General features: G+C 60.3%; 28 protein-coding genes. 22 read left to right on the forward strand and 6 right to left on the reverse strand.

What is annotated here, in order from left to right; genetic code table 11:
- Positions 1-147: 147 nt before the first annotated feature.
- The 4 genes from ACZ47E_RS02630 (at position 148) to ACZ47E_RS02645 (ending at position 3,694) form a co-directional block, all read left to right on the forward strand.
- A complete protein-coding gene (locus ACZ47E_RS02630) occupies positions 148-549 on the forward strand; it encodes a DUF930 domain-containing protein (RefSeq protein ID WP_004440606.1) in 402 nt (133 codons plus the stop codon).
- A gap of 104 nt (positions 550-653) precedes the next feature.
- Positions 654-1,562, forward strand: coding sequence for a dihydrodipicolinate synthase family protein (locus tag ACZ47E_RS02635; RefSeq protein ID WP_278067303.1), 909 nt, complete (start codon positions 654-656; stop codon positions 1,560-1,562).
- A gap of 61 nt (positions 1,563-1,623) precedes the next feature.
- Entirely contained in the window at positions 1,624-2,349 is a 726-nt protein-coding gene (locus tag ACZ47E_RS02640; protein WP_137068465.1) for a polysaccharide deacetylase family protein, read from the forward strand.
- A gap of 259 nt (positions 2,350-2,608) precedes the next feature.
- A complete protein-coding gene (locus ACZ47E_RS02645; protein WP_072494160.1) occupies positions 2,609-3,694 on the forward strand; it encodes a bifunctional transcriptional activator/DNA repair enzyme AdaA in 1,086 nt (361 codons plus the stop codon).
- 76 nt (positions 3,695-3,770) lie between these two features.
- Here ACZ47E_RS02645 and ACZ47E_RS02650 read toward each other — a convergent pair whose 3' ends face one another.
- Both ACZ47E_RS02650 and ACZ47E_RS02655 read right to left on the reverse strand, forming a co-directional pair.
- Positions 3,771-4,931: an AI-2E family transporter gene (locus ACZ47E_RS02650; RefSeq protein WP_004440617.1), complete on the reverse strand. Its 1,161-nt coding sequence runs from the start codon at positions 4,929-4,931 to the stop codon at positions 3,771-3,773.
- Between the two features lie 85 nt (positions 4,932-5,016).
- Positions 5,017-5,877, reverse strand: a complete 861-nt coding sequence (locus tag ACZ47E_RS02655; protein WP_107341003.1) for a VOC family protein — start codon at positions 5,875-5,877, stop codon at positions 5,017-5,019.
- Between ACZ47E_RS02655 and ACZ47E_RS02660 the strand changes: the two genes are divergently transcribed.
- From ACZ47E_RS02660 to ACZ47E_RS02680, 5 genes are all read left to right on the forward strand, one after another.
- Complete coding sequence (locus tag ACZ47E_RS02660) at positions 5,860-6,195, forward strand: hypothetical protein (protein WP_234797385.1); 336 nt, start codon at positions 5,860-5,862, stop codon at positions 6,193-6,195. The genes ACZ47E_RS02655 and ACZ47E_RS02660 overlap by 18 nt on opposite strands.
- On the forward strand, positions 6,152-6,562 hold the full coding sequence (locus ACZ47E_RS02665) for a universal stress protein (protein ID WP_004440622.1): 411 nt from the start codon (positions 6,152-6,154) through the stop codon (positions 6,560-6,562). The genes ACZ47E_RS02660 and ACZ47E_RS02665 overlap by 44 nt, the downstream gene beginning before the upstream one ends.
- A 122-nt stretch (positions 6,563-6,684) precedes the next feature.
- Positions 6,685-7,005 carry a TraR/DksA family transcriptional regulator gene (locus ACZ47E_RS02670; RefSeq protein WP_004440625.1) on the forward strand — a complete coding sequence of 107 codons (321 nt, stop codon included), beginning with the start codon at positions 6,685-6,687 and terminating at the stop codon, positions 7,003-7,005.
- 320 nt (positions 7,006-7,325) lie between these two features.
- On the forward strand, positions 7,326-7,994 hold the full coding sequence (gene trhA, locus ACZ47E_RS02675) for a PAQR family membrane homeostasis protein TrhA (RefSeq protein ID WP_004440627.1): 669 nt from the start codon (positions 7,326-7,328) through the stop codon (positions 7,992-7,994).
- Positions 7,995-8,097: 103 nt separating this feature from the next.
- Complete coding sequence (locus ACZ47E_RS02680; RefSeq protein ID WP_035210812.1) at positions 8,098-8,595, forward strand: GNAT family N-acetyltransferase; 498 nt, start codon at positions 8,098-8,100, stop codon at positions 8,593-8,595.
- Positions 8,596-8,775: 180 nt separating this feature from the next.
- Here the strand turns inward: ACZ47E_RS02680 and msrB are convergent, their stop codons facing one another.
- A complete protein-coding gene (msrB, locus tag ACZ47E_RS02685; protein ID WP_004440632.1) occupies positions 8,776-9,183 on the reverse strand; it encodes a peptide-methionine (R)-S-oxide reductase MsrB in 408 nt (135 codons plus the stop codon).
- A gap of 207 nt (positions 9,184-9,390) precedes the next feature.
- Here msrB and ACZ47E_RS02690 point away from each other — a divergent pair, with 207 nt between their 5' ends.
- The 10 genes from ACZ47E_RS02690 (at position 9,391) to ACZ47E_RS02735 (ending at position 17,905) form a co-directional block, all read left to right on the forward strand.
- Positions 9,391-11,757, forward strand: a complete 2,367-nt coding sequence (locus ACZ47E_RS02690; protein ID WP_278067305.1) for a putative monovalent cation/H+ antiporter subunit A — start codon at positions 9,391-9,393, stop codon at positions 11,755-11,757.
- On the forward strand, positions 11,754-12,173 hold the full coding sequence (locus ACZ47E_RS02695; RefSeq protein ID WP_004440637.1) for a Na(+)/H(+) antiporter subunit B: 420 nt from the start codon (positions 11,754-11,756) through the stop codon (positions 12,171-12,173). The genes ACZ47E_RS02690 and ACZ47E_RS02695 overlap by 4 nt, the downstream gene beginning before the upstream one ends.
- Entirely contained in the window at positions 12,173-12,550 is a 378-nt protein-coding gene (locus tag ACZ47E_RS02700) for a Na+/H+ antiporter subunit C (protein WP_004440640.1), read from the forward strand. The genes ACZ47E_RS02695 and ACZ47E_RS02700 overlap by 1 nt, the downstream gene beginning before the upstream one ends.
- Positions 12,551-12,569: 19 nt before the next feature.
- Complete coding sequence (locus ACZ47E_RS02705; RefSeq protein WP_113382171.1) at positions 12,570-14,135, forward strand: Na+/H+ antiporter subunit D; 1,566 nt, start codon at positions 12,570-12,572, stop codon at positions 14,133-14,135.
- Positions 14,132-14,611 carry a Na+/H+ antiporter subunit E gene (locus tag ACZ47E_RS02710; RefSeq protein WP_004440647.1) on the forward strand — a complete coding sequence of 160 codons (480 nt, stop codon included), beginning with the start codon at positions 14,132-14,134 and terminating at the stop codon, positions 14,609-14,611. Before ACZ47E_RS02705 ends, ACZ47E_RS02710 begins: the two co-directional genes overlap by 4 nt.
- On the forward strand, positions 14,608-14,994 hold the full coding sequence (locus ACZ47E_RS02715; protein ID WP_004440650.1) for a cation:proton antiporter: 387 nt from the start codon (positions 14,608-14,610) through the stop codon (positions 14,992-14,994). The genes ACZ47E_RS02710 and ACZ47E_RS02715 overlap by 4 nt, the downstream gene beginning before the upstream one ends.
- Positions 14,994-15,323 carry a monovalent cation/H(+) antiporter subunit G gene (mnhG, locus tag ACZ47E_RS02720; protein WP_004440653.1) on the forward strand — a complete coding sequence of 110 codons (330 nt, stop codon included), beginning with the start codon at positions 14,994-14,996 and terminating at the stop codon, positions 15,321-15,323. The genes ACZ47E_RS02715 and mnhG overlap by 1 nt, the downstream gene beginning before the upstream one ends.
- A 432-nt stretch (positions 15,324-15,755) precedes the next feature.
- Positions 15,756-16,184 carry a MucR family transcriptional regulator Ros gene (gene ros, locus ACZ47E_RS02725; RefSeq protein ID WP_004440665.1) on the forward strand — a complete coding sequence of 143 codons (429 nt, stop codon included), beginning with the start codon at positions 15,756-15,758 and terminating at the stop codon, positions 16,182-16,184.
- A 478-nt stretch (positions 16,185-16,662) separates the two neighbouring features.
- Positions 16,663-17,085 carry a helix-turn-helix domain-containing protein gene (locus tag ACZ47E_RS02730; RefSeq protein ID WP_004440668.1) on the forward strand — a complete coding sequence of 141 codons (423 nt, stop codon included), beginning with the start codon at positions 16,663-16,665 and terminating at the stop codon, positions 17,083-17,085.
- Positions 17,078-17,905, forward strand: coding sequence for a DUF6456 domain-containing protein (locus ACZ47E_RS02735; RefSeq protein WP_220359719.1), 828 nt, complete (start codon positions 17,078-17,080; stop codon positions 17,903-17,905). Before ACZ47E_RS02730 ends, ACZ47E_RS02735 begins: the two co-directional genes overlap by 8 nt.
- 3 nt (positions 17,906-17,908) lie before the next feature.
- Here the strand turns inward: ACZ47E_RS02735 and ACZ47E_RS02740 are convergent, their stop codons facing one another.
- Together ACZ47E_RS02740 and ACZ47E_RS02745 are read right to left on the reverse strand one after the other, a co-directional pair.
- On the reverse strand, positions 17,909-18,325 hold the full coding sequence (locus tag ACZ47E_RS02740) for a SufE family protein (RefSeq protein ID WP_037091598.1): 417 nt from the start codon (positions 18,323-18,325) through the stop codon (positions 17,909-17,911).
- A gap of 179 nt (positions 18,326-18,504) precedes the next feature.
- Positions 18,505-18,930 carry a DUF5330 domain-containing protein gene (locus tag ACZ47E_RS02745; RefSeq protein WP_004440675.1) on the reverse strand — a complete coding sequence of 142 codons (426 nt, stop codon included), beginning with the start codon at positions 18,928-18,930 and terminating at the stop codon, positions 18,505-18,507.
- Positions 18,931-19,417: 487 nt separating this feature from the next.
- On the opposite strand from ACZ47E_RS02745, the gene ACZ47E_RS02750 reads away from it, so the two are divergent.
- The 3 genes from ACZ47E_RS02750 (at position 19,418) to ACZ47E_RS02760 (ending at position 22,453) form a co-directional block, all read left to right on the forward strand.
- A complete protein-coding gene (locus ACZ47E_RS02750) occupies positions 19,418-20,950 on the forward strand; it encodes a sensor histidine kinase (RefSeq protein WP_006700070.1) in 1,533 nt (510 codons plus the stop codon).
- Positions 20,922-21,824 (forward strand): peptidoglycan-binding domain-containing protein, encoded by a 903-nt coding sequence (locus ACZ47E_RS02755; RefSeq protein WP_022555835.1) that lies wholly within the window; start codon positions 20,922-20,924, stop codon positions 21,822-21,824. Before ACZ47E_RS02750 ends, ACZ47E_RS02755 begins: the two co-directional genes overlap by 29 nt.
- A gap of 272 nt (positions 21,825-22,096) precedes the next feature.
- Entirely contained in the window at positions 22,097-22,453 is a 357-nt protein-coding gene (locus tag ACZ47E_RS02760; RefSeq protein WP_045532458.1) for a DUF1491 family protein, read from the forward strand.
- A 73-nt stretch (positions 22,454-22,526) separates the two neighbouring features.
- On the opposite strand, the gene ACZ47E_RS02765 is transcribed toward ACZ47E_RS02760, so the two are convergent.
- Positions 22,527-23,462, reverse strand: coding sequence for a DUF2336 domain-containing protein (locus ACZ47E_RS02765; RefSeq protein ID WP_278067499.1), 936 nt, complete (start codon positions 23,460-23,462; stop codon positions 22,527-22,529).
- Positions 23,463-23,695: the final 233 nt, after the last annotated feature.

A 23,695-nucleotide genomic window follows, 5' to 3' on the forward strand; every position in this document is an offset into this window, starting at 1 on the left:
AATCTCCACAGGCGGAATGGCGTTCGGGCACAATTTCGTCAGCTTTCGATCACATTTTGGCAATATCCGGCAAATCAGCGATGATGCGTGCCGCCCGCTGGCACGCCATCCATCGTCAAGAACAAACGAAAAAACTGACAGGACCCCATGCGAAAGCTTCTTCCCGCTGCCCTTTCTGCCTTTTTCCTTGGCTTGCAGACCCTTACCCCCGCTTTTGCGATTGATGCCAGCGTCATGCGGCAGTTGAACGCGCTTGCTCCCGAGGAGCGTCTGGAGCAGCGTTGCGACATTGAGGCGATGGAGCGGATAGCAACCGAGCAGAAGGGCATGAAGCCGGACAAGGTGATCGCCTATACATTCGGTGATCCGGAAGTGGGAAAAAACTCCATCAAGGCGCCGGGCGCGGTCTTCAGAAGTTCGGGCGAATGGTACAAGCTCAGATACAAGTGTCAGCTGAAGAGCGATAGTCTCAGCATCCAGTCCTTCGACTACCGTGTGGGCGACAAAATTCCCGAGGAGCAGTGGAAGAAGTTGTATCTTTATGACTGATCACGGAATTTTTCGGTTTCGAACCGGCGTTTAGCCGCCGCTTTGTTGCCCCGTCGCAACCGGCTCTGTAACCCTGACATCTGATCGAAGTGAGGGGCACAGACATGGCGAGACGATTCAAGGGACTTTCTGCTTTTCCGATAACGCCGGCAGATGAGGCAGGGCGGGTCGATGTTGAAGCCTTCTCCGCCCTGATCGAGCGGCTGGATGTCGCGGCAGTTGATTCGGTCGGCATTCTCGGCAGCACCGGCATCTATATGTATCTCACCCGCGAGGAGAGACGCCGCGCCATCGAAGCGGCCGCCGCCGTCCTCAAGGGCAGGCGCATATTGATGGCGGGCGTCGGCGCCTTGCGCACCGATGAAGCCTTGGCGCTGGCAAGGGATGCGGAAGCGGCCGGTGCCGATGCGCTGCTGCTCGCGCCGGTTTCCTATACGCCGCTGACGCAGGAAGAGGCCTATCACCATTTCGCCGCCGTGGCGGGTGCGACGGCCCTGCCGCTCGCCATCTATAATAACCCGACGACCACCCGCTTTACCTTCAGCGACGAACTTCTGGTGCGGCTCGCCTATATTCCCAATATCCGCGCCATCAAGATGCCGCTGCCCGCTGATTCCGATTATGCCGGCGAGCTTGCGCGGCTCAGGCCCAAACTGTCGGAGGATTTCGCCATCGGCTATAGCGGTGACTGGGGCTGCGCCGAGGCCACACTCGCAGGCGGTGACACCTGGTACAGTGTTATTGGCGGCCTGCTGCCGGTTCCGGCGCTGCAATTGATGCGGGCGGCACAGACCGGCAATGCGGAGGAGGCAAAAAGGCTCGATGCGGTCTTCCAGCCGCTCTGGACGCTGTTCAGGGAATTCGGCAGCATCCGGGTTGTGTATGCCGCCGCCAATATCCTGTCGCTGACGGTCAGCGAACCGCCCCGACCGATCCTGCCGCTTACGAGTGCGGAACGCCAGCGGGTGGAAGAGGCGCTGGAGGCGCTCTCCGCGCTGGAAACCGCGCCATAATTCGGGCGCTTTGCGGGCGGATTGCCACACACCATGACTGCATGACATTGCGGAACCAGAAATGATACGTCGTCTCCTCCTCGCTGCCCTGTTTGCCTCTGCCGCCGCGACCGCCTTTGCGGCGAACGGCCTTGTCGAGCCGTCGCTGAAAATGTCGCCGCAGCATGATGGCAAGGTGCGGGTGGCGATGACGCTCGACGCCTGCATGGGCAAGACCGACCACCGCATTCTCGATACGCTCGTTCGCGAGCGCATTCCCGCAACAATCTTCGTGACCGCCCGCTGGCTGAAGCATAATGGCGAGGCTCTCGCGGTGCTGATGGCAAATCCCGACCTGTTCGAGATCGAAAACCACGGCGAAAACCATGTGCCGGCGGTGGACAAGCCCGTTTCGATTTACGGTATCGCTGCTGCGGGATCGGAAGCTGCGGTCGTGCAGGAAGTGGAAGGCGGTCGTCAGGCCATCGTCGCTGCCACAGGCATCCAGCCGCAATGGTTCCGGGGTGCGACGGCCAAATATACAAGCTCGTCCATGGCCACCATCAACCGGCTCGGCATGCGCGTGGCGGGCTACTCCGTCAATGGCGATGGCGGCTCGCTGCTGGGCGCTGCCGCGACGGCAAAACACATCGCCGCGGCGAAGAATGGCGATGTCATCATCTCCCACATCAACCAGCCCACCCACGAGGCGGGCGAGGGCGTGGTGAAGGGCCTGTTGGCGCTCAAGGCACGCGGCGTGATTTTCACGCGGCTGGACGACCCATCCTTCGCGCCGCCGGGGAATTGATCTCCAAGGTTGCCGCCCGTTTCTTCTCCCCGCCGGGGAGAAGATGCCCGAAGGGCAGATGAGGGGGCAAGCTTTCCGCATATCTCTGCCCTTGCCCCCCTCATCCGGCGCTGCGCGCCACCTTCTCCCCGGCGGGGAGAAGAAATATGCCGCAGACTTTTCCTTCAAACGGCGCGGAAGAAAAGAGCTGACAACATCCCCCACATCTACGCCCGTTTTTCGGCGGCGTGCCGTTCGAAATTGCGCTAGCATCTTCGTCATGATGTTGTTCAAACGCCCCGACACCGAAACCCTGTATTCCGCCCTTGTGAACAAGGACCCCGCCTATGAAGGCGTGGCCTATGTGTGCGTGACCTCCACCAAAATCTTCTGCCGCTTCACCTGCACGGCGCGCAAACCGAAGATCGAAAACTGCCGGTTCCGCGAGACCATCGCCGAATGCCTGGAGGCGGGGTTCCGCCCCTGCAAGCGCTGCAAACCGATGCTCTCCTATGGCACGGCCGATGAAACGGTAACGCAACTGCTGACGGTGCTGGAAAACGAACCGGCGCGGCGCTGGCGTGAGGAGGATGTGGTGGCGCTTGGCCATGATCCCTCCACCGTGCGGCGCACCTTCAAGCGCCGTTTCGGCATGAGCTTTCTGGAAATCGCCAGATTGCGCCGCTTGGGCGATGCGGTGGAAAGCATCGCTTCCGGCGAAGCGGTGATCGGCGCGCAGATCGACGCCGGTTACGACTCCGGCAGCGGCTTCCGCGCCGCCATCAACCAGTTCTTCGGCTCCTCTCCCGCCGCCATGAAGGGCAGGGGGTTCCTGAAGGGTGACTGGATCGATACGCCGATTGGTCCGATGCTCGCCATTGCCGACGATCATGCCCTGCATCTGCTAGAATTCGCGGACCGGCCGGCGCTTCCGGCCGAACTGAAGCGGCTGAAGAGCCGCACCGGCGCGGACATGGTGCTCGGCCGAACGGCGGTAACAGGTCAGATCGAAGCCGAGCTCAAGGCCTATTTCGCCGGGCAGTCAGCCTCCTTCGAAACGCGCCTTGCCGGCCACGGCACGCCCTTCGAGCGCGATGTCTGGCGCAGCCTGCGGCAGATCCCGGTGGGTGAAATCGTCAGCTATTCGGCACTCGCAACCGCCATGGAAAGGCCATCCGCCGTGCGCGCGGTGGCACGCGCCAACGGTGCCAACCAGATCGCCATCGTCGTGCCGTGCCACCGGGTGCTCGGTGCGGATGGCAGTCTGACCGGTTATGGCGGCGGCCTGTGGCGCAAGAAATGGCTGATCGAGCATGAGCGTCGCATGGCGCAAGGGCAGGTGCGCGAGATGCCGCTCGCTTCCTGAGCGGCCTCGTTGTGGGGTTTCAGGAGATTTTCCGTTGGCGGAGGCGCGTCGCGCCCTCCGCCTCTGTATCCGCCGTTCAATCCGGCAGGTTCGGCACGACCCGGCGGGAGGGGAAGAGTTCGCGCGTCACCGTCATGACGATGAGCGACAACGGCAGGGCCAGCATGGCGCCGGCCGCGCCCCACATCCACGTCCAGAAGATGATCATCACAAAGACGAGGAAAGGGTTGATCTCCATGTTGCGACCCACCACCGCCGGAAAGGCGAGGTTTTCCATCAAGAGGTGGATGGTGAAGAACACTCCCGCCGGCAGCAGCGCGAGGATCATGTTGTCATGCGTGATGATACCGGCGACGGTCAGCGATATTGTCATCAACGTGATGCCGAGAAACGGAATGAAGCTCGAAAGAAAGGCAAAAAGCCCCCAAAGAAGCGGCATGGCAAGGCCACCGAGATAGGCGATCACGATCATCGTCACACCCAGCGCGGCGTAGATGAGGCTTGCCGTGGCAAAATAGGTGCCCAGCACCTTCTCCACCGAGCCGATGATGCGAATGGTTCTGAGCCTCTGATGGCGCGCCGGAAAGGCCATGATGAGAGCCTTGCGCAGTCGCAGCCGGCTGTAGAGAAACATTAGAAGAGCCGCCAGGAAGATCAGTCCCTGAACGATCGCCGGCGTCACATTCGCGCCAAGCAGGGAAATGATTTCGCCGCTACGCGACAGCAGCGATTCCATCGACATGGAGCCCATGCTGAACGTGGCCGCGGAAATATTCAGCCACCGCAGATTTTCGAGGTAAGGAAGGAAGCGGTCGATGCTGCGCTCGATCAGGGCAGGGCCTTCCGATGCCAGCTGTGAGACCGGGTCGATCAGGGAATTGACCACGAAAAAAATGACCGCAGCGACGAGTGTGGACAGGATGATGGCGACACCGGCACCCGGAATGCCGTAGGAGGCCAGTTTTTCGGCGGAGATGCCCAGGATCATGCCAACAACGACAGCCATGACGACGGGCATCAGAATCATCGATAATTCGTGGATCACCGCCATGGACATGATCAGGAAAATGCCGATGACCGACCAGGCAACGAAAACGTCAAGCGCCTCCCGCCCCAGCGGTTGCTGACTGCGCGCGTCATCCCGCTGTGAAACAGAAGCGGGTGTCGCAAGCGGATCGGCCTTGTCTACTGGCAAGGCAGCAGTGCCGGAAAGATCCGGCTTGGCATTCTCATTCATCGGACTATCCCCCAATAACGAGGTTAACGTCCGACAAATCCGGCGGTTCCGGGGCGGCTGAAATTTCTGCCGCCCCGTTCAGCGTTTATGCGGAAAGCTTTAGCCCTATACCCCACGGATCCTTCAAAAAGACGCCGTCACTTTGCCTTTCGGTGGAGATTTCCAGCCGGTCGAGTGCGGCAAGAGCCGTCTCAAGCGCGGCCGGCTCGTTGAATTTCAGCGAGTAACCGGAAAGCCCCGTCATGTTCTCCCTGCGGGCCACGGCGCCACGGCTGTTCCAGATATTGGCGGCCACGTGGTGGTGATACGCGCCCGATCCGAAGAAGCTTGCTCCGGGATACCGCGCCATGATCTTAAGCCCCAGCACATCCTGATAAAACTCATCTGCCTGCGGAATATTGCCGACCTGCAGGTGAATGTGGCCGATGGCGGTTCCCTCCGCTGCACCGGTGAAGGCCGCCTTCGGAGCGCTGTCGTAAAGCGCCTGAAGATTGAGGCCGATTGTCGCCATCTCCACCGTGCCATCCGGCTGGTAGGTCCATTCTTCCGGCAACCGGTCGCGATAGACCTCTATGCCGTTGCCTTCCGGATCTGCGAGATAGATGGCTTCGCTGACCAGATGGTCAGACGCACCCTGAAGCTGAACATTGTTCTGAGCGGCATGTGCCAGCCAGTGCGCGAGGTCATCGCGGCTCGGCATCAGGAATGCGGTGTGGAACAGGCCTGCGGCATTGCGCGGCGCGCGTTCCGCCGTGCTGGAGGTGGAAAGTGTGAGCAGCGGCTGGCCTCCGACGCCAAGCACCTCACCGCTCGGGTTCTTTTCAAGAACGGAAAGACCGATGATCTTTTGATAGAAATCCGAAACGCGCGGCAGATCGTGAACGACGAGATGGGCCTGGCCGACATAGGCCGGCCGCGTCAGGGCGAATTGTTTGATTTCACTCATCATCATCTCCATATTGATTCCGACGCGCCAAGGGGTGGGCCGGTTGCCGACGAGATCGGCTTCGCCGCTTTGCGGCGTTTGTCGAAGACGAATATGGGCTGGTTTCGTCGTTCAGCAAAGATCACCAGCTGGCGATTGACTGTCCACTATTCGTTGACAATGCCCTGTTCCGGCATGGCTTCGGCTTTGACTTCGATCAAGGTGAAGGCCGCGCCGGCCGGCAAATATGAGCTTGAGCCCGACACAACGGCGGATCACGTCAAAGGAGACAGCCATGTACAAGAAGATCATCGTACCGGTAGACCTCAGCGCCACTGACAAGGGAGAAAAGATTCTCGAAAAGGCCAAGGCACTGCTGGACCCCGACGGCGAGATCGTTCTCATCAACGTTGTCGAGGAACTGCCGGGCTATATGGCGATCGACCTTCCTGTCGACCTCATCGAAAACGCGATCAAGGACGCCAAGGCAAAACTCTCGGACCTCAAGGCCAGGGTCGGTTTCAACGGCAGCCATGAAATCAGAAGTGGCGCGCCGGCGCGGGAAATCATCGCTGCGGCAGAGGAACACAAGGCTGATCTCATCATCATCGCGTCGCACACGCCTGACTTCAGCAACTATTTCATCGGCGCCACCGCCGACCGCGTGGTGCGCCACGCCAAATGCTCGGTGCTGGTGGATCGCTAAGGTTTGACGTTTTTGGGTTGCGGGCGGGTTTCCCGCCCCTCCAAGCATTTCCAGGAAAAGTGGAATCCGGTTTTCCATCCGGAAATGCGACAAAACAAGAAGATCGGCTGGAGGAAAAGTCCATGAATACCGAAAGTTACGAGAAAATCCTGCGTGACCGGCAGCGCGAGCTTTATCGCCGCCTGCATAAGATCGAGGCCGACTTCGAAGAGCCGCGCAATCCTGATGACGATGACAGGGCCACCGAACGCAGCAATGACGAGGTGCTGGACGAGCTGGGGCAGGTGGGGCAGGATGAGTTGCGCGCTATCGACGCCGCCCTCGAGCGTATCGCCAAGGGCACTTTCGGCACCTGCGTCAAATGCGGAAGCGAGATTTCGGAGGATCGGTTGAAGGCTGTTCCCTATACGCCGTTTTGTCAGGAATGTGCTGCGGCGTTGTGAGGGCAGGGAAAGCGTGGCTGGGTTTCTTCCCCCCCCCCGCTGGGAAGAAGGCGGCCCGGAGGGCCGGATGAGGGGCAAGCTCTCCGAACACATCTACCCTGCCGCCTCATCCCGCTGCCGCGGACTTCTCCCCGGCGGGGAGAAGAAACAAGTGTATACCGCTCGCTTCACAGGCAATTGGTCTGGCCGCAGGGCAACCCAGGACCTCTCCTTTCGCAACAGCACCGAACGCAATTTGATCGCCATTAACCGGCTGCTGTCTTGTTCCTGTCTAATATTGTCTTCATGCTTTGGTGAAAGCACGCAGACAGGATTGGACTATGAGCGATTTGTGGCGGTTCGGACGCCAGTATGATTTTCACGAGATTGTCGCCGATGGCATCGTCCACGGGGTCGGCATCGTGCTGGCGCTTATCGGTGCCACGGCGCTGATTTTCTACGCGATGGTATGGGGTACGCTCAGCGCCATTGCAGCGGCGTGGATTTACGGCCTCGGTCTCGTCGTCTGCCTATCCGTCTCCTTCACCTATAATATCTGGCCGCACTCGAACGTGAAATGGTTCCTGCGTCGGCTGGATCACTCGGCGATCTTCATTCTCATCGCAGCCACCTATACGCCGTTTCTGATGCGCGGTATCCACGATCCCATGATCGCGGTCATGCTGGGGCTGATCTGGCTCGCTGCGATCTGCGGCATCCTTCTGAAATGCCTGTTCCCTGGCCGTTATGACCGGGTCGCCATCGGCCTTTATCTCGCCATGGGCTGGAGCGGCGTCATGGTGGTCGAGCCGCTGTCGTCGCATCTCGCGCCGGTCACGCTCTGGCTGATCGTCGCCGGCGGCGTCATATATTCGCTCGGCGTCATTTTCCATGTCTGGGAAAAGCTGCGCTTCCAGAATGCGATCTGGCACGGTTTTGTGGTCGCAGCCGCTGCGGTTCACTATTTTGCCGTGGTCACCGCCTTCAGCCTCGTTCCCTTGGCTTCGTAAAGATCGTGAGAGCGCGGCGCTGGACATGTCTCCGTCTCATCGCTTAAGGCTCGGCGCAGGCGCGGCAAAGCCGCGTATTCGCAAACCAGGCGGAGCTAAGAAAATGACCATGGAACTTCGTGACGCGACCGTTGATGACCTCTCCGGCATCATGGAGATATACAATGACGCTGTCGTGAACACGACGGCGATCTGGAACGAGGTGGTGGTCGATCTCGACAATCGCAAGGACTGGTTCGCCGCCCGCAAGTCGCGCGGCTTTCCCGTCATCGTCGCGGTTCTGGACGGCAAGGTCGCAGGCTACGCTTCCTATGGTGACTGGCGCGCTTTTGACGGTTATCGCCATACCCGCGAACATTCCGTCTATGTGCATAAGGACGCCCGCGGCCACGGCATCGGCAAAAAACTGATGCAGGCGCTCATCGATCATGCCGCCGGCAACGACGTGCACGTACTGATCGCCGCCATCGAGTCGGAAAACACCGCTTCCATCCGCCTGCATGAAAGCCTCGGTTTCACGGTCGCGGGCCGGTTCTCGGAAGTCGGCACCAAGTTCGGGCGCTGGCTGGATCTGACGTGTATGGAACTGAAATTAGGTTAAGCCAAGAAGCTTAAGCCATCTTTTGATCGGTCGAGTGTCACGAGTCTCTTCTCCCCGTGGGGGAGAAGTCCGCGGCAGCAGGATGAGGGGCAAGCTCTCCGAATATCGCTAACGTAGCCCCCTCATCCGACCCTTCGGGCCACCTTCTCCCCGCCGGGGAGAAGAAATACGCGGCATGGCTCAGACCGGCTCGAACACCATCGAATGGCCGTTGATGCAATAACGCAGACCGGTGGGCGGCGGGCCATCGGGGAAGACGTGGCCGAGATGACCGCCGCAATTGGCGCAGCGGATTTCGGTGCGCACCATGCCATGGCTGGCGTCGCGATGTTCCGTCACTGCGCCGGGCTTCACCGGTTCGAAATAGCTTGGCCAGCCGCAGCCGGCGTCGAATTTCGTGTCGGAGAGGAACAGCGGCTCGTCGCACGCCGCACAGCGGTAGAGGCCTTTTTGGAATGTGTCCCAATAGGGCCCGGTAAAGGCGCGCTCGGTGCCGTGCTCGCGCAGGATGCGATATTGCTCCGGCGTCAGCTGCTCACGCCATTCGGCGTCGGTCTTCTTCACTTTTGGGGATGTCAGATCGCTCATGGAATGATCCTTTCTGTTCATGCCTCAGATAATCATCGCCATGACGGATTGAAAGAGGACATATCCCATAACGACTCCGTTATGAAACGGGACCGGGAGTCGATTTGGGTTGAGAAGGCATTGCCTATGCCTTAACTGAAAAATCCGATTTGAAACAAGAACGCCAGCCATGGCGCGCAGGGGTGGGGGACACCCCGGGAGATATGAATGACGTCCGATGTCACGCCGATGACATTTCTGTCGCTATTTCTGCCGTTTCTCGCGGCGCTCGCCGCACCGGCGCTGGTGAAGAGATTCGGGCACAATGCCGCCTGGATACTGGCGATTGCGCCGGCGCTTTCCTTTGTCCATTTCGCACTGATGTTGCCGCAGGTGGCGGCTGGCGGCGTGGTGACGGGCGGTTATGCCTGGGTCCCAAGTTTCAATCTCAGCTTTTCCTGGTTCATCGACGGCCTGTCGCTGACATTTGCGCTGCTGATCACCGGCATCGGCCTGCTGATCGTGCTTTATGCCGGCGGCTACATGAAGGGGCATCCGCAGCAGGGCCGATTCCTGTCTTTCCTGCTGCTGTTCATGGGCGCGATGCTGGGCGTCGTCGTCTCGGACAGTCTGCTGATGCTGTTCGTCTACTGGGAGCTGACCTCCATCACCTCCTTCCTGCTGATCGGTTTCGACCATGAACGTGCCGCCTCGCGCCGCGCCGCATTGCAGGCACTGGTGGTGACCGGCGGCGGCGGACTGCTGCTGCTTGCCGGGCTGATCTTCATCTGGGACATGAGCGGGATGACGCAGCTGTCGATGCTGGTGCGCAGCGGCGACATCCTGCGTGACAGCCCGTTTTATCTGGCCGCGCTGCTGCTGGTGCTCGGCGGTGCCTTCACCAAATCGGCGCAGTTTCCCTTTCATTTCTGGCTGCCCAACGCCATGGAGGCGCCTACCCCCGTTTCGGCCTATCTGCACTCCGCGACCATGGTGAAGGCCGGCGTCTATCTGCTGATGCGGCTCAATCCGGTTCTGGGCGATACCGCCGCCTGGCAGATACTGCTGCCCTTCTTCGGCGGGCTGACCATGCTCACCGGCGCGCTGCTTGCCATACGCCAGACCGATCTCAAGCTGATGCTCGCCTATACCACGGTGTCGTCGCTCGGCCTGCTGGTCATGCTGACGGGTTTCGGCTCCGACCATGCCATCGAGGCGGCGGTGCTCTATCTGGTGGCGCATTCCCTGTTCAAGGGCGCACTGTTCATGGTCGCCGGTATCATCGACCATGAGACCGGCACACGCGACGTGACGAAGCTTGGCGGCCTGCGAAGAGCCATGCCCGTCACCTTTGCGGCGGCGCTGGCGGCCGCGATTTCCATGGCCGGCCTGCCGCCCTTCTTTGGTTTTCTTGCCAAGGAAGAGATTTATTATGCGCTCGCGCATGGCAATCCGCGTGCCGTGCTGTTCACCGGCATTGCCATTCTCGGCAACGGGCTGATGTTTGCCGTCGCCTTTGCAGTGGCGCTGAAACCCTTTCTCGGCAAGCCGGTAAAGACCCCGAAACAGGCACATGAAGGCCCGCTGCTGCTCTGGTTTGGCCCGGCGCTTCTGGCGCTGAAGGGGCTCAACATCGCTCTGTTCTCCGGCATCGCGCATTTCTACATCTCGACACCCATGGCAAGCGCCATTGCCGGTGAGGCGCGACAGGTGGAAATCTCGCTCATTCCGCATATCGGCGTGCCGCTCGGCCTGTCGCTGCTCACCATCGCACTCGGCATCGTCCTTTATACGCAGCTTTCCGCTGTCCGTGGCCTCATCGATCGCACCTTCAGGGCGCTGGGGGCAGGGCCGGACCGAGGCTTTGACGTCTTCATCGAAATGCTGGTGAAAATGTCGTTCCACATCACCCGGCTGATCCAGCCGGGTCGTCTCGAATTTTACGTTACCGCCACTTTCGCTGTCATCGCCGCCGTGCTGCTCGTGCCGCTGTTCCTTTATGGCGAATTGCCGTCCATGCCGTCATGGCCGCGGGATGCGCCGATCCATGAACTGACCTTCATCGCCATTGCCGTGGCGGGGCTCATCGCTGTGCTGACGGCGTCGAGCCGCCTGACGGCGATCATCGCGCTCGGCATCCAGGGCTTCGCGGTGGCAGTCATCTTCCTGCTGTTCGGCGCCCCGGACCTGTCCTTCACGCAGTTCATGGTGGAAACGCTGTCCGTCGTCATATTGACGCTGGTGATGACGCGGTTGCGCCTGTCGCCATCCGACCATCGCGGCCTCGGCCAGAAGCTCTTGGACAGCAGCATTGCAATCGCCTGCGGGACTGGCTTTGCGCTTTACCTGATGCGCGCGACGCAGGTGAGCTTCGACAATCGCCTGACCGATTTCTACAACAGCTATTCCAAGGTCATCGCCCATGGAGCGAACGTCGTCAACGTCATCATCGTCGATTTCCGCGGCACGGACACGCTGGGAGAAATCGCTGTCGTGATGATAACGGGCCTTGCCATCCTGGCGCTGATCCGTATCCGCCCTGCCGCGGTCAAGGAGCCGGCGAAAAGGTTCAAAAAGAAGGGAGCGCGGGCATGAACACGCTCATTCTGCGCACCGTGGCGCCCGTCGTCACCAGCCTGATGGTGCTGTTTTCCATCTTCGTCCTGCTGCGCGGCCATAACGAGCCGGGCGGCGGCTTCATCGGCGGCCTGATCGCGGTCTCGGCGCTGGCGATCTACGGCATCGCCTATGGCGTGGCGGCGGTGCGGCGCGCAATCTTCTTTCACCCGCTGGCGATTGCCGGGGCAGGGCTACTGCTTTCGATGCTCTCCGGCCTCGTTTCCATTGTCGCTGGCGTGCCCTTCATGACCGGGCTTTGGGTCTACCCGAACCTCTTCGGCGTCGAACTGGCGCTCTCCACCGTCATGTCCTTCGATATCGGTGTCTATCTGGTCGTGGTCGGTGCCATCACATCCATTGCGCTGGCGCTGGAAGAAAGGGAAAGCGACTGATGGAAGCGATCTTCTCCATTCTCGTCGGCGTCTTCTTCTCGGTCGCGATCTACCTCATGCTGTCACGTCACAGCATCCGCGTGCTTCTGGGCATCGCCATTCTCGGCAATGCGGTCAACCTGCTGCTCTTCACGGCGGGGCGGCTCACCCGGGAGGTGCCGCCGATCATTCCGGCGGGCATGGACGCGTTGCCCGCAGGGGCTGCCAATCCGCTGCCGCAGGCGCTCATCCTGACGGCGATCGTGATTTCCTTTTCATTCTTCTGTTTCCTGCTGGTTTTGACATGGCGCGCGTTTCAGGAGTTGCAGACCGACGATACCGATGAAATGCGCACCGCAGAACCGGCAGGCGAGCCCCTGCCGCCGCTCGGTTATTGAGCGGCGAGGCTGAAACGACATGGCTTCATCCCCCACTTCCGCAGTTACCGATCTGTCCGCCGCGCTCGTCATGGCGCCCGTGCCGCTGCCGGACTGGCTGATCATTCTTCCGATCGCGCTGTGCATCGGCGCGGGCGCGGTGCTGATGATGATGCGCCACGCCATTCGCTACCATGCGCCGGTCGCCATCGCCGCACTGGCCCTCCTCGTGGTTCTCGATGCCGCCCTCTTATGGAAGGTTGCCACGCAGGGGCCGTTCACCATGGTCATGGGCCGCTGGCTGCCGCCCTTCGGCATCGCCTTCACGGCCGATCTCACCGGCGCGTTGCTGTCACTCGCGGCCGCCATCGTCGCGCTGGCCGGCGCCATTCACGCCGGCAGCGATATCGACGCCAGCGGCAGACGATACGGCTTCTATCCCTTCCTGATGCTGCTGATGGCCGGCGTTACCGGCGCGTTCCTGACCGGAGACATCTTCAACCTCTATGTCTGGTTCGAAGTGCTGCTGATCTCGTCCTTCGGCCTCATCGTGCTCGGCTCGACGCGGGAGCAGATCGACGGCGCGTTGAAATATGCCGTCCTGAACCTCATCGGCACGACGCTTTTCCTGATCACGGTGGGTTATCTCTACGCCATCTTCGGCACGCTCAACATGGCCGATATCGCGTTGAAGGCAAACGGACTGCGCGAAACCGCGCCGCTGATGACGCTTGCCAGCCTCTTCACGCTTGCCTTCGCCATGAAGGCGGCGGCTTTTCCGGTGAATTTCTGGCTTCCCGCTTCCTATCACACGCCGCGCATCGTCGTCTCCGCCCTGTTCGGTGGACTGCTAACCAAGGTCGGCATCTATTCGCTGCTGCGCGTCATGGTCATGCTGTTCCCGGTCGAGCGGGAGGAACTCAGCATCGTCATCGCCGCTTCCGCCGCGCTGACAATGGTGCTCGGCGCCATGGGTGCGCTCGCCCAGAACGATATTCGCCGGATGCTCGGCTATATCGTCATATCCGGCATCGGCTACATGATGGCGGGCATCGCCATCGGCACGCCGTCAGGCGTCTCGGGCGCGATCTTCTACGCGCTGCATTCCATGGTGCTGATGACGGCGCTCTACCTTGCCGCAGGCCACGCCGCTCGTCTCGGCGGCGGTTTCAGCCTCACCGTGCTTGGCGGCCTTTACCGGCAGGCTCCGTGGTTTTCGGCGCTTGCGCTCGCGCTGTTTTTCGCCGGTTCCGGCCTGCCGCCCTTTTCCGGCTTCTGGCCGAAGGCGGTCCTGGTCAAATCGGCGATCGATATCGGCGCATGGTGGCTGGCCGCCGCCATTCTCCTCTCCGGTTTCATCGCCACCATCGCCTTCGGACGGGTCTTCCTTCTATGTTTCTGGCGTCCGGCGGCAAAGCCATTGCCACAACCCGCCTTGCCCGCCGCGGCGCCCTCCGTCGCTCCGCTGGTCGCGCTGACGCTGCTGGTCGTGTTCTTCGGCCTGTTTCCCGAAAGCCTGCTTGATCTCAGCCAGGATGCCGCAGCCGGGCTCGGGAACCCGCAAGCCTATATCCATTCGGTCTTTCCAGAAGGAGGCAAGCCATGAGCCTCTATGTCGTGCAATTGCTGTTCGTGGCGGTATGGCTTGCGGTAACGGGCAGCCTGACGCTGGCAAACGTCATCTTCGCCCTCATCGTCTCCACGCTGGCGCTCTGGCTTATCCGCCACCAGCTTCCCGGCGGGCGCAATCACTGGCTGCGTCTTGGCCGCGTGTTGTCGCTGGTGCTGTTGTTCTTCAAGGAGCTTGCGCTTTCCGCCTGGAAGGTTGCCGTGATGGTGACACGCCCGAAACTGGACGTTCAACCCGGCATTTTTGCCTATCCGCTGACCGTAACCACGGATTTCGAAATCACGCTGCTCGCCAATCTCATCACGCTCACGCCCGGCACGCTTTCCGTCGATGTTTCCCCTGACAGAAAGGTGCTCTACGTGCACGCAATCGATTGCAGCGATATCGAAACCGCAAAAAACGACATTAAGAACGGCTTCGAAAAGAAGATCATGGAGGCGTTTCAGCAATGAATCCGGAACAGATAGTTTCATTTGCAAATATACTTGCGCTGGTTGTTCTCTCGGTGGCCTTTTTGCTGACAGTCTACCGCGTTGTCGTTGGTCCCACCTTGCCGGACCGTATCGTCGCGCTGGACATGCTGGTCGGCATCGCCATCGGCTTCATTGCGGTCATTGCCATCCGCACCGGCTTCAATCTCTATGTCGACATTGCCATTGCCCTTGGGCTCGTCGGTTTTCTGGCCACGGTGGCGTTCGCGCGCTTCGTGCTGTCGCGCGGACCGGATGGCGGGCGCGGCCCGAAAGGGGTTCTGGATGGCGCACGCCGGTCTGAATTCGCTCAGAACCCCTCGAAAATTCGGGTGAATAGCGGAAAAGAAAAGGGAAGGCGGTAATGGGTTGGATCGTTGCTATCCTGGTTGCGGCGCTGATGATCTCGGGTGCCGCCTTTTCACTGATCGCCGCAATCGGGCTCAATCGCCTGCCTGATGTTTACACCCGCATGCATGCCGCATCCAAGGCGGGGACGGTCGGCTCCGGCCTGCTGCTTCTGGCGGTGGGCATCCACTCTATGGATATATCGACGCTGGCTCGGGCGCTCGCCGGTTTCTTCTTTTTCGTTCTGACGGCGCCGGTTTCCGCGCATCTTCTTGCAATGGCTGCGCACAAGGCAGGTTATCCGCTTTCCGTTAAATCGGTAGTTGATGACCTCAAGAAAATTTGAAGTTGAATTACCCCCTAATAATAGGGGGTGCGCGTTTTCAATTACTACTAGGCATAGTATTTTATTACCCGTAATTTTTTGTATTCCGATTAGACTGTTTTGAACTAAAAAATTCACAGCAGGAATTTGACTTTTGCTGTTTTGCTGTTATCCAAATTAAGTGTAAAGTTGCTAATCGCGATTTGCATCTAGCCTCTTCATAGTCGGCATAGGCATTTTATTAATGTCTAATCTACGGGTCTCAGGACCATTGCTGCCCATGTCGCTGGTCATAAGTTGAATCTCGGACCAATACGTTTCCGGTTTTCGCTTGAAATCTAGGGGTAGATTTCACGTTGGTTTCAACAGGGCGAAGGTGGGGGCACCGGTAACTTCACATCGCTCGATGCGGCGTTCGCCCGCGTCAGGGGATCACTAACAGGAGATACTTAAATGACGGAAACTGCATACGGTAACGCCCAGGATCTGCTGGTCGAACTGACGGCGGATATTGTGGCTGCCTATGTTAGCAACCACGTCGTCCCGGTAACGGAGCTTCCCGGCCTTATTTCGGATGTTCACACGGCGCTCAGCGGAACGTCCGCGCCGGCATCGGTAGCGGTCAATGTTGAAAAGCAGAAGCCGGCCGTCTCTGTCCGCAAGTCGGTTCAGGACGATCACATCGTCTGTTTGGAATGCGGCGGCTCCTTCAAGTCGCTCAAGCGCCATCTCACGACGCATCACAGCATGACGCCGGAAGAATACCGCGAAAAATGGGACCTGCAGGTCGATTATCCGATGGTTGCGCCCGCCTATGCCGAAGCCCGCTCGCGGCTCGCCAAGGAAATGGGTCTCGGTCAGCGCCGCAAGGCCAACCGCTGATTTTCGAAGACAATCCGGCTTGCAGTGAAAGCCGGAAGTCGCAAGTTAATACGGCCGGTCCTTAGACCGGCCGATTTTGTTTTCGGGATTGAAGACCATGCCTTGGCGTGCGGTTCCGGAACGAAGCCGAGCATCATAAGGCCGCCATTAACGTCGTATCCGCGCCGTGAGAAACAACCCTTTCGCGATAGGGAACCTTATTGCGCTGCACGCCGGATGCTACGCGGCGAAAGCCTGCGGGCGCCGCTGCTTGCCATCATCCAGTCTCCAGGGAAAATCATCACCGGCCAGCCAGCGTGGAGATCGGCTTTTTTATCGTCTCGCGCAATATCGACTGAGGAAAAAAATCCTCAATTACGTCCATCACTTTCGAGAAAATCAAGCTATCTCAATGGCCTGAACTCCATCGCAAAATTTGCGCTTCCCCAAGCCTTTCCTCAGGTGTATGAATTAATTCCTATTCGTAGAGGAGTTGCATATGCCGTCGGATACCGTGTTTCTGCCTGCTGCCGCGCGGCCTTGCCTGCGGGTGCGTGATCGTCCCTTTCGTTCGTGGCCGTCTGCGGGCGGGCGGGATGACATTTCCCGTCTTTGCCGTCTGGTGCGGCAACTCACCGGGGAGATGGTGCGATTGACGGGTGAGCGAACGCCGGTGCGCCGCGATATCAGGCGCATGGAGTGCCACGTCCGCCAGATCGCCATGTATGTGTGCCATGTGCAGCTTGGCATTCCCATGTCGGATATCGGACCCTGCTTCGGCCGGGACAGGACGACGGTCGGCCATGCCTGCCAGGTGGTCGAGGACCGACGGGACGAACCGGCATTTGACGAGTTTGTCGCCACGCTCGAACGGCTTACCGGCAGTATCGTCAACGTGATGACAGGGGGCCGGGATGACTGAGACGAAACCCATGCCGGCTGCCTCCTCCGATCCTCATCTATTGCGGCTGCTGCGGTGCATCGCCGCCGGCGCAGCCGAGATGTCCCCGGAGGGGGGCGATATTGTGCTGCGCCGCGGGCGGGCAGGGCATCCCGCACTACGGCTTCCGGCCGCGACGGTGCGGCTTGCCGTTTCGTCCGGGCTGGTCGAGCAGCGGGAAAACACCCTTCATGCGGCGCCGCCGCTCGCCTCCTACCTGAAACGCGCAATGGCAAAAGACCGCGACGAGATTTTTCAGGAGCAGCATCGCGATATGCAGACGGTTGTCGTGGATATCGGCGATGCGAAGCAGTCGGCCAGGCGTAACCTCAACACCTCGCAGCTGATCAGCCTTTCAAGGCTGAAGGAGCGCGACGGCGCGGCATTCTTTCCACCGGATGCGCTGGAGGCGGGGGAGCGACTGGCCGCCGATTTTCATCGCGGCCACCTCAATCCCAGGGTGACGGCGACATGGGAACCCAGAACGGCGAGCCGCACAAAGGGTGAGGCGGGAGGCGCGCTCGAACTCACCGAGGCAGCAATGGCCGCAAGAACACGGTTTTCCCGCGCAGCCGAGGCGATGGGGCCTGAATTATCTGGCGTCGCTATCGATATCTGCTGTTTCGAAAAGGGATTGGAGACGGTGGAACGCGAGAGGCAATGGCCGGCGCGTTCGGCAAAATTGCTGCTGCGTGCCGCATTGCTGGCGCTGGCGCGCCACTACGCGCCGCCTGCAACCCGTGCAGGCAGGAAAGAACACCATTGGGGCGATGCTAATTATCGCCCATCGATGACGCGATAAATCTCAGGCGGCAAGCAGCCGGGCTTCCTCGCGGATACGCTTGATCATCGAGCGCAGGCCGTTGGCGCGCTGCGACGACAGATGTTCCACGAGCCCTATTTTGTCGAATACCTCGATCGCGTCGAGACCGGCGATTTCAGAGGCCCTTTTGCCGGAATAGACCGCAAGCACGATGGCGACGAGGCCGCGCACGATATGCGCATCCGAATCGCCCTCGAAGGTCAGGAGAGGGTCTTCGGCGCCGTCGCTATGGCTGACGAGCCAAACCTGGCTGGCGCACCCCTGAACCTTGTTTTCAGCCGTGCGCTTGTCTTCCGGCAGATCGGGCAGCGCCTTGCCGAGTTCGATGACATAACGATAGCGATCCTCCCAGTCATCGAGGAAAGCGAAGTCGTCAAGGATCGTTTCGAGAGAGGCCATTTGTGCGCCGTATCATCCGTTATTGCAGGTCTGCGTCACGATATAGGTGAAGTGCGGTCGGTTTTGAACCATAGCCCACGAAAAAGCCCACGGAAAACAGGTTCCGTGGGCAAGTTTGGCAGGCAGTGGCGGAAGGAAATCTCCATCCGCAATAAAGGCGGGCGCGGTGGCCGGCAGGATCAGGGAGCAGGGCGCTTCTGCGGCAGGGGAATGACGGTGCCGGTCTTCAGCATGTCGGCATCTGCGGGAAACTCGACGCTGACAACGGGTGCCGCTGCAAGCTTTTCGGCTTCTGCCGCAACGTCGGCAACATCGGCGGGCTTGTCCCCGGAGGCAAGCTGCTTGTCCAGCAGTTCATAGGCAACCTTTGCGCCTTCCTTTGCCCTTTCGCCCAGCGCATGGAAGGTTTCGGCGCCCTTGATGCAGACATCGGGCTTTTCGATGCAGATGGCGCTGACATAACGATAGGCCTCGCCGGCAGCCGAAACGGCGCTGGGAATATCGAAGGCCGAAGGTTCCTTGGCCGGATCGTTGCTGCTGCCGAAATAGGACAGCGCCACCAGTACCAGCGAAAACCAGAATGTTCCTTTGATCAGAAACCACATTGTCAGACACCCTGCCAGATGATCTTTGTTTTCGAAAGCCCCGCCCGGTTTCGGGTCATCGGCCTTTGTCCCGTTTTTCGGGCTTGTGAACAACCTACAGACGACCGGCGAACAGCCGATTGCAAAAAGCGGCGCAATTTAATTCAAATTGTATCTATTCTCCTCGGATCGGGACGGCGGCCATCAATTGACTCGCATTTTAACGGTCCATGTTAAGCATAATTGCGACAGAGGCCGCGCGTTCCGGGCGAAAGCGGCGAAAAGCTCTGCCGCAAAAGTTAACGCGATGGCAAAAATGAAGCGAAATCCGTCGCTTACCCGTCATTAACCATGATTGGCAAAGCTTCCTGGAAATGCCCCGTAATGGGACTGTCACGCATTTGACGGGCTTTTCAGCCCATTCTTTTTATCCATTCCTTAAGCCGCCGCCTTCTATTGTCGGAGCCGTTGGAACCGCCTTCAGGATTCGGGTTTGGTATTGCGTAATATGAGAGAAAAAGCGGTCGCACTGGTCGACCATGCAGCGGGCAGATGGCTTGCGCGCATGGAAGAGGACGCCGAAAGGCGCGCCGGGACCGTTGCGCGCCTGCGCTGGCTGATTGCCTTCAGCGCCGTCGGCCTTGTGGTTGTACCAGCCATTTTCAGCCTCGTCGTCAGCCCCGCCATCGCGCTGCCCATCGGTGCGGCCCTGGTGCTGGCGCTGTTTCTGGCCGCCGCCGCCCTGCTGATCGCCTTCTCCCATTCTGCGCACGGCGCATCCGCTCATTCGGTTTCCTCGGTGAACGACGATCTGATCGCGGCATCGCAGGTGCCGGGCCTGGTGCTGGTGATCGGTGAAACCGGCTTCGTCGAACACGTGTCCGGTCGCGATTGCGCGGCATTCCCGGCCGACCTTCAAGCCAGCAAAGGACATATCCTCGTTGAATATGTCTATGTCTCCGATCGTATCGAACTGATGCAGGCTTTCGACGTCCTGCGGCAGGGTGAGGACAGGGCAACCGCCGAACTCCGCTTCGAGACCGGTGCGAAATCGCGCCAGGCGCAATTCATGCACGCCCGTATCGAGATGACCGCCATTCGCGGCGCGACAGGTCGCCTGCGCCGCATCGTCGCCCAGCTCACCGATATTACCGAGATGGAGCGTCTGCGCCGCGATGTCGCCCGCAAGGCAGCCGAGGCGGAATCCGCCAATGACGCCAAGTCGCGTTTCCTCGCTGCCGTCAGCCATGAACTGCGCACGCCGCTCAATGCCGTCCTCGGTTTCTCCGATATTCTCGCCGGCGAATATTTCGGACGGCTGGAGAACGACCGTCAGCGGGAATATGTCGGCCTCATCCGCCAGTCTGGCGCCCATCTTCTGTCCGTCGTCAACACCATGCTCGATATGAGCAAGCTGGAAGCTGGCCGTTACGAGCTGATGATGGAAAGCTTCCCGATTGCGGAAACCATCTCGTCCTGCGAAGCGATGCTCGGCCTTCAGGCGAAAGAGAAGGGCCTGACCCTGACCAGCCGCATCCAGCGCGGCATCGGTGAAATCTCGGCCGATCAGCGCGCCATCCGTCAGGTTCTCATTAACCTCGCCGGCAATGCCATAAAATTCACCGATGCCGGTGGTGTGGTATCGATCGACGCTGCGCGCGAAGGCGCAATGCTGAAATTGACGGTGAGCGACACCGGCATCGGCATCGCGTCTGACAAGATTGAACTGCTGGGCCAGCCCTTCATGCAGGTTCAGAATGAATATACCCGTCGCTATGAAGGCACGGGTCTGGGATTGTCCCTGGTCAAGGGGCTTGTGGCTCTGCATGGCGGCACATTCGCCATCGCCAGCAAGCCCGGCGAGGGGACGGTCGTAACGATCACTTTGCCTGCCGATGGTTCCGGCATGGCGGGTGGCGGCGAAAGCGCTGACGCCGAAAGCATGGTGGAGTTCCCACCGCGCATTCGGCAGCTTGGCGACATGGCCGCGAAAATGAGAAAGGACGGTGACGATGGCCCCGCGAAAGCGAAAATCGCCTAAGAAAACAACGGCCCAGATCGGCGCCGGGATTGTTTCCTTGGTGGTTTCGGCCATCGGGCGCGAAATCCTGCGCCATCCGAAACTGGTGGGCGGCTGCGGTGCCTTCGCGGTCGTCTTCGGTTTTGTCGCCGCCAACGCGCTCTGGTACCAGCCTGGTGTGCACCCGTCGCCCTTCCTGCGCACGCGCGATGCGGAAAACCCGAACGGCATCGCCGGTTACCGCCCGGCCGAACCACTCGGCACCCATGGCAACGTCACCACATTCCGCATAGAGCGCCCGGCAGAAACGGAAACGGCACAACAGCAGCCTGCGGCCGAAACGCCGGCGCAACCCGTCGCCGAAAGCCAGAAACCGCAGCAGATCGTCGCCGACATTCAGGGCGAACTGAAGAAGCGCGGGCTTTATGAGGGCGAGGCGGACGGTCGCATGGGACCGAAGACGGCCGCCGCCATTATGTTCTTTGAAGAAACGCTCGGCATGGAACAGACCGGCGAGCCGACAAGCCGGGTGCTGGCGGCGCTCAGGATCGATGGCGCAACGGTTGCCGCGATCCCGAAGGACCGGCCTGCCGATAGCAGCGGCGGTGTCGAAATCGACCCCGTTGCCGCCGCCATTCGCAAGGCGGAAGCGCCGCATCCCAAGGCCGAACCGGTCTCCCTCAACAGCGCCGCGAAACCCGCAAGCCGCGATCTCATCGCCAAGATCCAGCAGGGGCTGATCAATATCGCCTATGCCGACGTGAAGGTGGACGGCGTGGCCGGCCAGCAGACCCGCAATGCCATCAGGGCGTTCGAAAAACACTACCGTCTGCCGGAAACCGGCGAGCCGAGTGAGGCCGTGCTGAAGAAGTTGAAGTCGATCGGGGCGCTTTAGGTTTTGACGGCAGCGTGGGGCGTGTGTGGCTCTACCCCCCTCTGCCCTGCCGGGCATCTCCCCCTCAAGGGGGGAGATCGGCAGGAGGCGCTACCACCACTTCATTCGCAAGTGTTGAGATGGGCGAGACTTATCCGCTTGCCGATCTCCCCCCTTGAGGGGGAGATGCCCGGCAGGGCAGAGGGGGGTAAAGCCACGCACACCTTCGTCAGCTTAAAAATCAACATCGAAACCCCACCCACCTAGGCAGCGCAAAAATCGAAAGCAAACCCATGCGCCTCAAATCCGAAATGTTCGTCTCAGCCCTCATCCGCCGCGTCTTCGCTGCCGGTGGATTTGCCGCTGTCGAAAAGAAGGGTGCGGAGGAGGCGGGCGCTATCTTCGTTCGCCAGCGGCTGCGTGACGGCCGCGAGAACCTCTATGGACCCGCCCCGCAAAGTTTCGCTGAGGACGAGGACATCATCCGCGCCGAGCGCCGTTTCGAAACGCGTCTGGCCGGTGTCGAGGGCGAGGAAAGTGCTGCCCTGCTGGAAAGGGAGCGGCGGTTCGACAGCGACCTGTGGGTCGTGGAGATCGAAACCGATGACATCGGAACGTTGCTGACGCTGGTGGATCAGCCCAAAGCCTAGAATCAGGGAAAGTGGAATCCGGTTCTCCATCCGCGAATGACTTCGCACTACTGAAGATGCAAGGCCAGCCCGCTTAACCCTGCGTCCCGGTTCTCTGCGCAGCCGGTGCGCTACGGCTCGGCCGTTCGCGGCCATGGGTGTAGCTGTCGGCCCGCCGCCAGCTTTCCAGCCGCTCTTCGCATTCCACGGTGTCTAGGCGGTTGAGCAGGGCTTCGGCACGGCTCATGTCGCCCTCGGCGGCGGAAAGATGCGGATAGAAGCACTGCAAGACGAAGGCGGCCTCGGAAAATTCCATGCCGAGGCCGGTCAGCGTGGTGGCAAGCTGCGCGCCCGATATATCGAGCATGATGCGCTCCGACAGCCAGTAGCTGGAGGAGAGGGAATCCGCCAGCGCCACCGCGAACTGCCGCGCATTGCGTTCGCGGGCAAAACGTACCAGCAGCGCGTCCTGCACCTCGCTGAGGCGGCGAAGGCCGAGGACATCGCTTTCCGGGCGGTTGAGATGGCGCGCCATCTGCTTGATCCGCTGGCGCATTTCTTCTTCGAGCGCGGAAGCCGCGGCGATGTTGTCCGTCTTCACTTCCGCCTTCGGCGCTTCGATGCTCACCGCTGCCGGCGGTTCAGTGGCAGGGGTTTCCTCTTGCGGTCGCTTGAGGTCTTCGATGTGCCGCAGGCCCACGAGCGCGTCGATGACGGTGGGGGAGAGGTCCTCCCGCCGGACGATGGCGCGTGCGTGGGCGGCCCCTTGCGTGCGGGCAATGGTGATGAGCGTGTCGTCGTCGAGGCACTTCGAGGCAATGAGGAAAGGAGCCGCAAGCGAAATCGGCTGGCAGGCAATGAAGAAGGCAACCGCGGAAGGCACGTTCGGGTGCTGCGAAAGGGCGGCAATTGCCTCCCGCTTAGCTTCATCGGTGGAGGCATTAAAAAGCGGCATGAAAAGTTCGGCGAATTGCCGGAGATCCGTTTTTGACGGAAGAGGAACATTCTCGAAATTCGTCACGGTGGCCATCAGCACCACATCTTTCTTCCTCACGGCTCTTGGCCTCTCAAGTTCTCGAAACCGGTCGGTCAACGCACTACCCAACAAACGCAAACACAATATCGGTTCAATTTAGAGCAAATCCGTTGACGTCCTGTTAACTATGGGTGCCGCCAAGAGAGAAACCGCCAATATCAACAGGCAAATTTTAAAATCGTGTGGTGGGGAAAATGCCGCGGAACTTTGCGGCCTCGCCTTTGTTT

The organism is Agrobacterium sp. 5Ca39 (genome assembly GCF_055382365.1).

What these genes read in the sequence shown, in the direction of transcription:
- ACZ47E_RS02630 (WP_004440606.1), top strand. Translation starts at nt 148, where the DNA reads ATGCGAAAGCTTCTTCCCGCTGCCCTTTCTGCCTTTTTCCTTGGCTTG.
- ACZ47E_RS02635 (WP_278067303.1), top strand. Translation starts at nt 654, where the DNA reads ATGGCGAGACGATTCAAGGGACTTTCTGCTTTTCCGATAACGCCGGCA.
- ACZ47E_RS02640 (WP_137068465.1), top strand. Translation starts at nt 1,624, where the DNA reads ATGATACGTCGTCTCCTCCTCGCTGCCCTGTTTGCCTCTGCCGCCGCG.
- ACZ47E_RS02645 (WP_072494160.1), top strand. Translation starts at nt 2,609, where the DNA reads ATGATGTTGTTCAAACGCCCCGACACCGAAACCCTGTATTCCGCCCTT.
- ACZ47E_RS02650 (WP_004440617.1), bottom strand. Translation starts at nt 4,931, where the DNA reads ATGAATGAGAATGCCAAGCCGGATCTTTCCGGCACTGCTGCCTTGCCA.
- ACZ47E_RS02655 (WP_107341003.1), bottom strand. Translation starts at nt 5,877, where the DNA reads ATGAGTGAAATCAAACAATTCGCCCTGACGCGGCCGGCCTATGTCGGC.
- ACZ47E_RS02665 (WP_004440622.1), top strand. Translation starts at nt 6,152, where the DNA reads ATGTACAAGAAGATCATCGTACCGGTAGACCTCAGCGCCACTGACAAG.
- ACZ47E_RS02670 (WP_004440625.1), top strand. Translation starts at nt 6,685, where the DNA reads ATGAATACCGAAAGTTACGAGAAAATCCTGCGTGACCGGCAGCGCGAG.
- trhA (WP_004440627.1), top strand. Translation starts at nt 7,326, where the DNA reads ATGAGCGATTTGTGGCGGTTCGGACGCCAGTATGATTTTCACGAGATT.
- ACZ47E_RS02680 (WP_035210812.1), top strand. Translation starts at nt 8,098, where the DNA reads ATGACCATGGAACTTCGTGACGCGACCGTTGATGACCTCTCCGGCATC.
- msrB (WP_004440632.1), bottom strand. Translation starts at nt 9,183, where the DNA reads ATGAGCGATCTGACATCCCCAAAAGTGAAGAAGACCGACGCCGAATGG.
- ACZ47E_RS02690 (WP_278067305.1), top strand. Translation starts at nt 9,391, where the DNA reads ATGACGTCCGATGTCACGCCGATGACATTTCTGTCGCTATTTCTGCCG.
- ACZ47E_RS02695 (WP_004440637.1), top strand. Translation starts at nt 11,754, where the DNA reads ATGAACACGCTCATTCTGCGCACCGTGGCGCCCGTCGTCACCAGCCTG.
- ACZ47E_RS02700 (WP_004440640.1), top strand. Translation starts at nt 12,173, where the DNA reads ATGGAAGCGATCTTCTCCATTCTCGTCGGCGTCTTCTTCTCGGTCGCG.
- ACZ47E_RS02705 (WP_113382171.1), top strand. Translation starts at nt 12,570, where the DNA reads ATGGCTTCATCCCCCACTTCCGCAGTTACCGATCTGTCCGCCGCGCTC.
- ACZ47E_RS02710 (WP_004440647.1), top strand. Translation starts at nt 14,132, where the DNA reads ATGAGCCTCTATGTCGTGCAATTGCTGTTCGTGGCGGTATGGCTTGCG.
- ACZ47E_RS02715 (WP_004440650.1), top strand. Translation starts at nt 14,608, where the DNA reads ATGAATCCGGAACAGATAGTTTCATTTGCAAATATACTTGCGCTGGTT.
- mnhG (WP_004440653.1), top strand. Translation starts at nt 14,994, where the DNA reads ATGGGTTGGATCGTTGCTATCCTGGTTGCGGCGCTGATGATCTCGGGT.
- ros (WP_004440665.1), top strand. Translation starts at nt 15,756, where the DNA reads ATGACGGAAACTGCATACGGTAACGCCCAGGATCTGCTGGTCGAACTG.
- ACZ47E_RS02730 (WP_004440668.1), top strand. Translation starts at nt 16,663, where the DNA reads ATGCCGTCGGATACCGTGTTTCTGCCTGCTGCCGCGCGGCCTTGCCTG.
- ACZ47E_RS02735 (WP_220359719.1), top strand. Translation starts at nt 17,078, where the DNA reads ATGACTGAGACGAAACCCATGCCGGCTGCCTCCTCCGATCCTCATCTA.
- ACZ47E_RS02740 (WP_037091598.1), bottom strand. Translation starts at nt 18,325, where the DNA reads ATGGCCTCTCTCGAAACGATCCTTGACGACTTCGCTTTCCTCGATGAC.
- ACZ47E_RS02745 (WP_004440675.1), bottom strand. Translation starts at nt 18,930, where the DNA reads ATGTGGTTTCTGATCAAAGGAACATTCTGGTTTTCGCTGGTACTGGTG.
- ACZ47E_RS02750 (WP_006700070.1), top strand. Translation starts at nt 19,418, where the DNA reads ATGAGAGAAAAAGCGGTCGCACTGGTCGACCATGCAGCGGGCAGATGG.
- ACZ47E_RS02755 (WP_022555835.1), top strand. Translation starts at nt 20,922, where the DNA reads ATGGCCCCGCGAAAGCGAAAATCGCCTAAGAAAACAACGGCCCAGATC.
- ACZ47E_RS02760 (WP_045532458.1), top strand. Translation starts at nt 22,097, where the DNA reads ATGCGCCTCAAATCCGAAATGTTCGTCTCAGCCCTCATCCGCCGCGTC.
- ACZ47E_RS02765 (WP_278067499.1), bottom strand. Translation starts at nt 23,462, where the DNA reads ATGGCCACCGTGACGAATTTCGAGAATGTTCCTCTTCCGTCAAAAACG.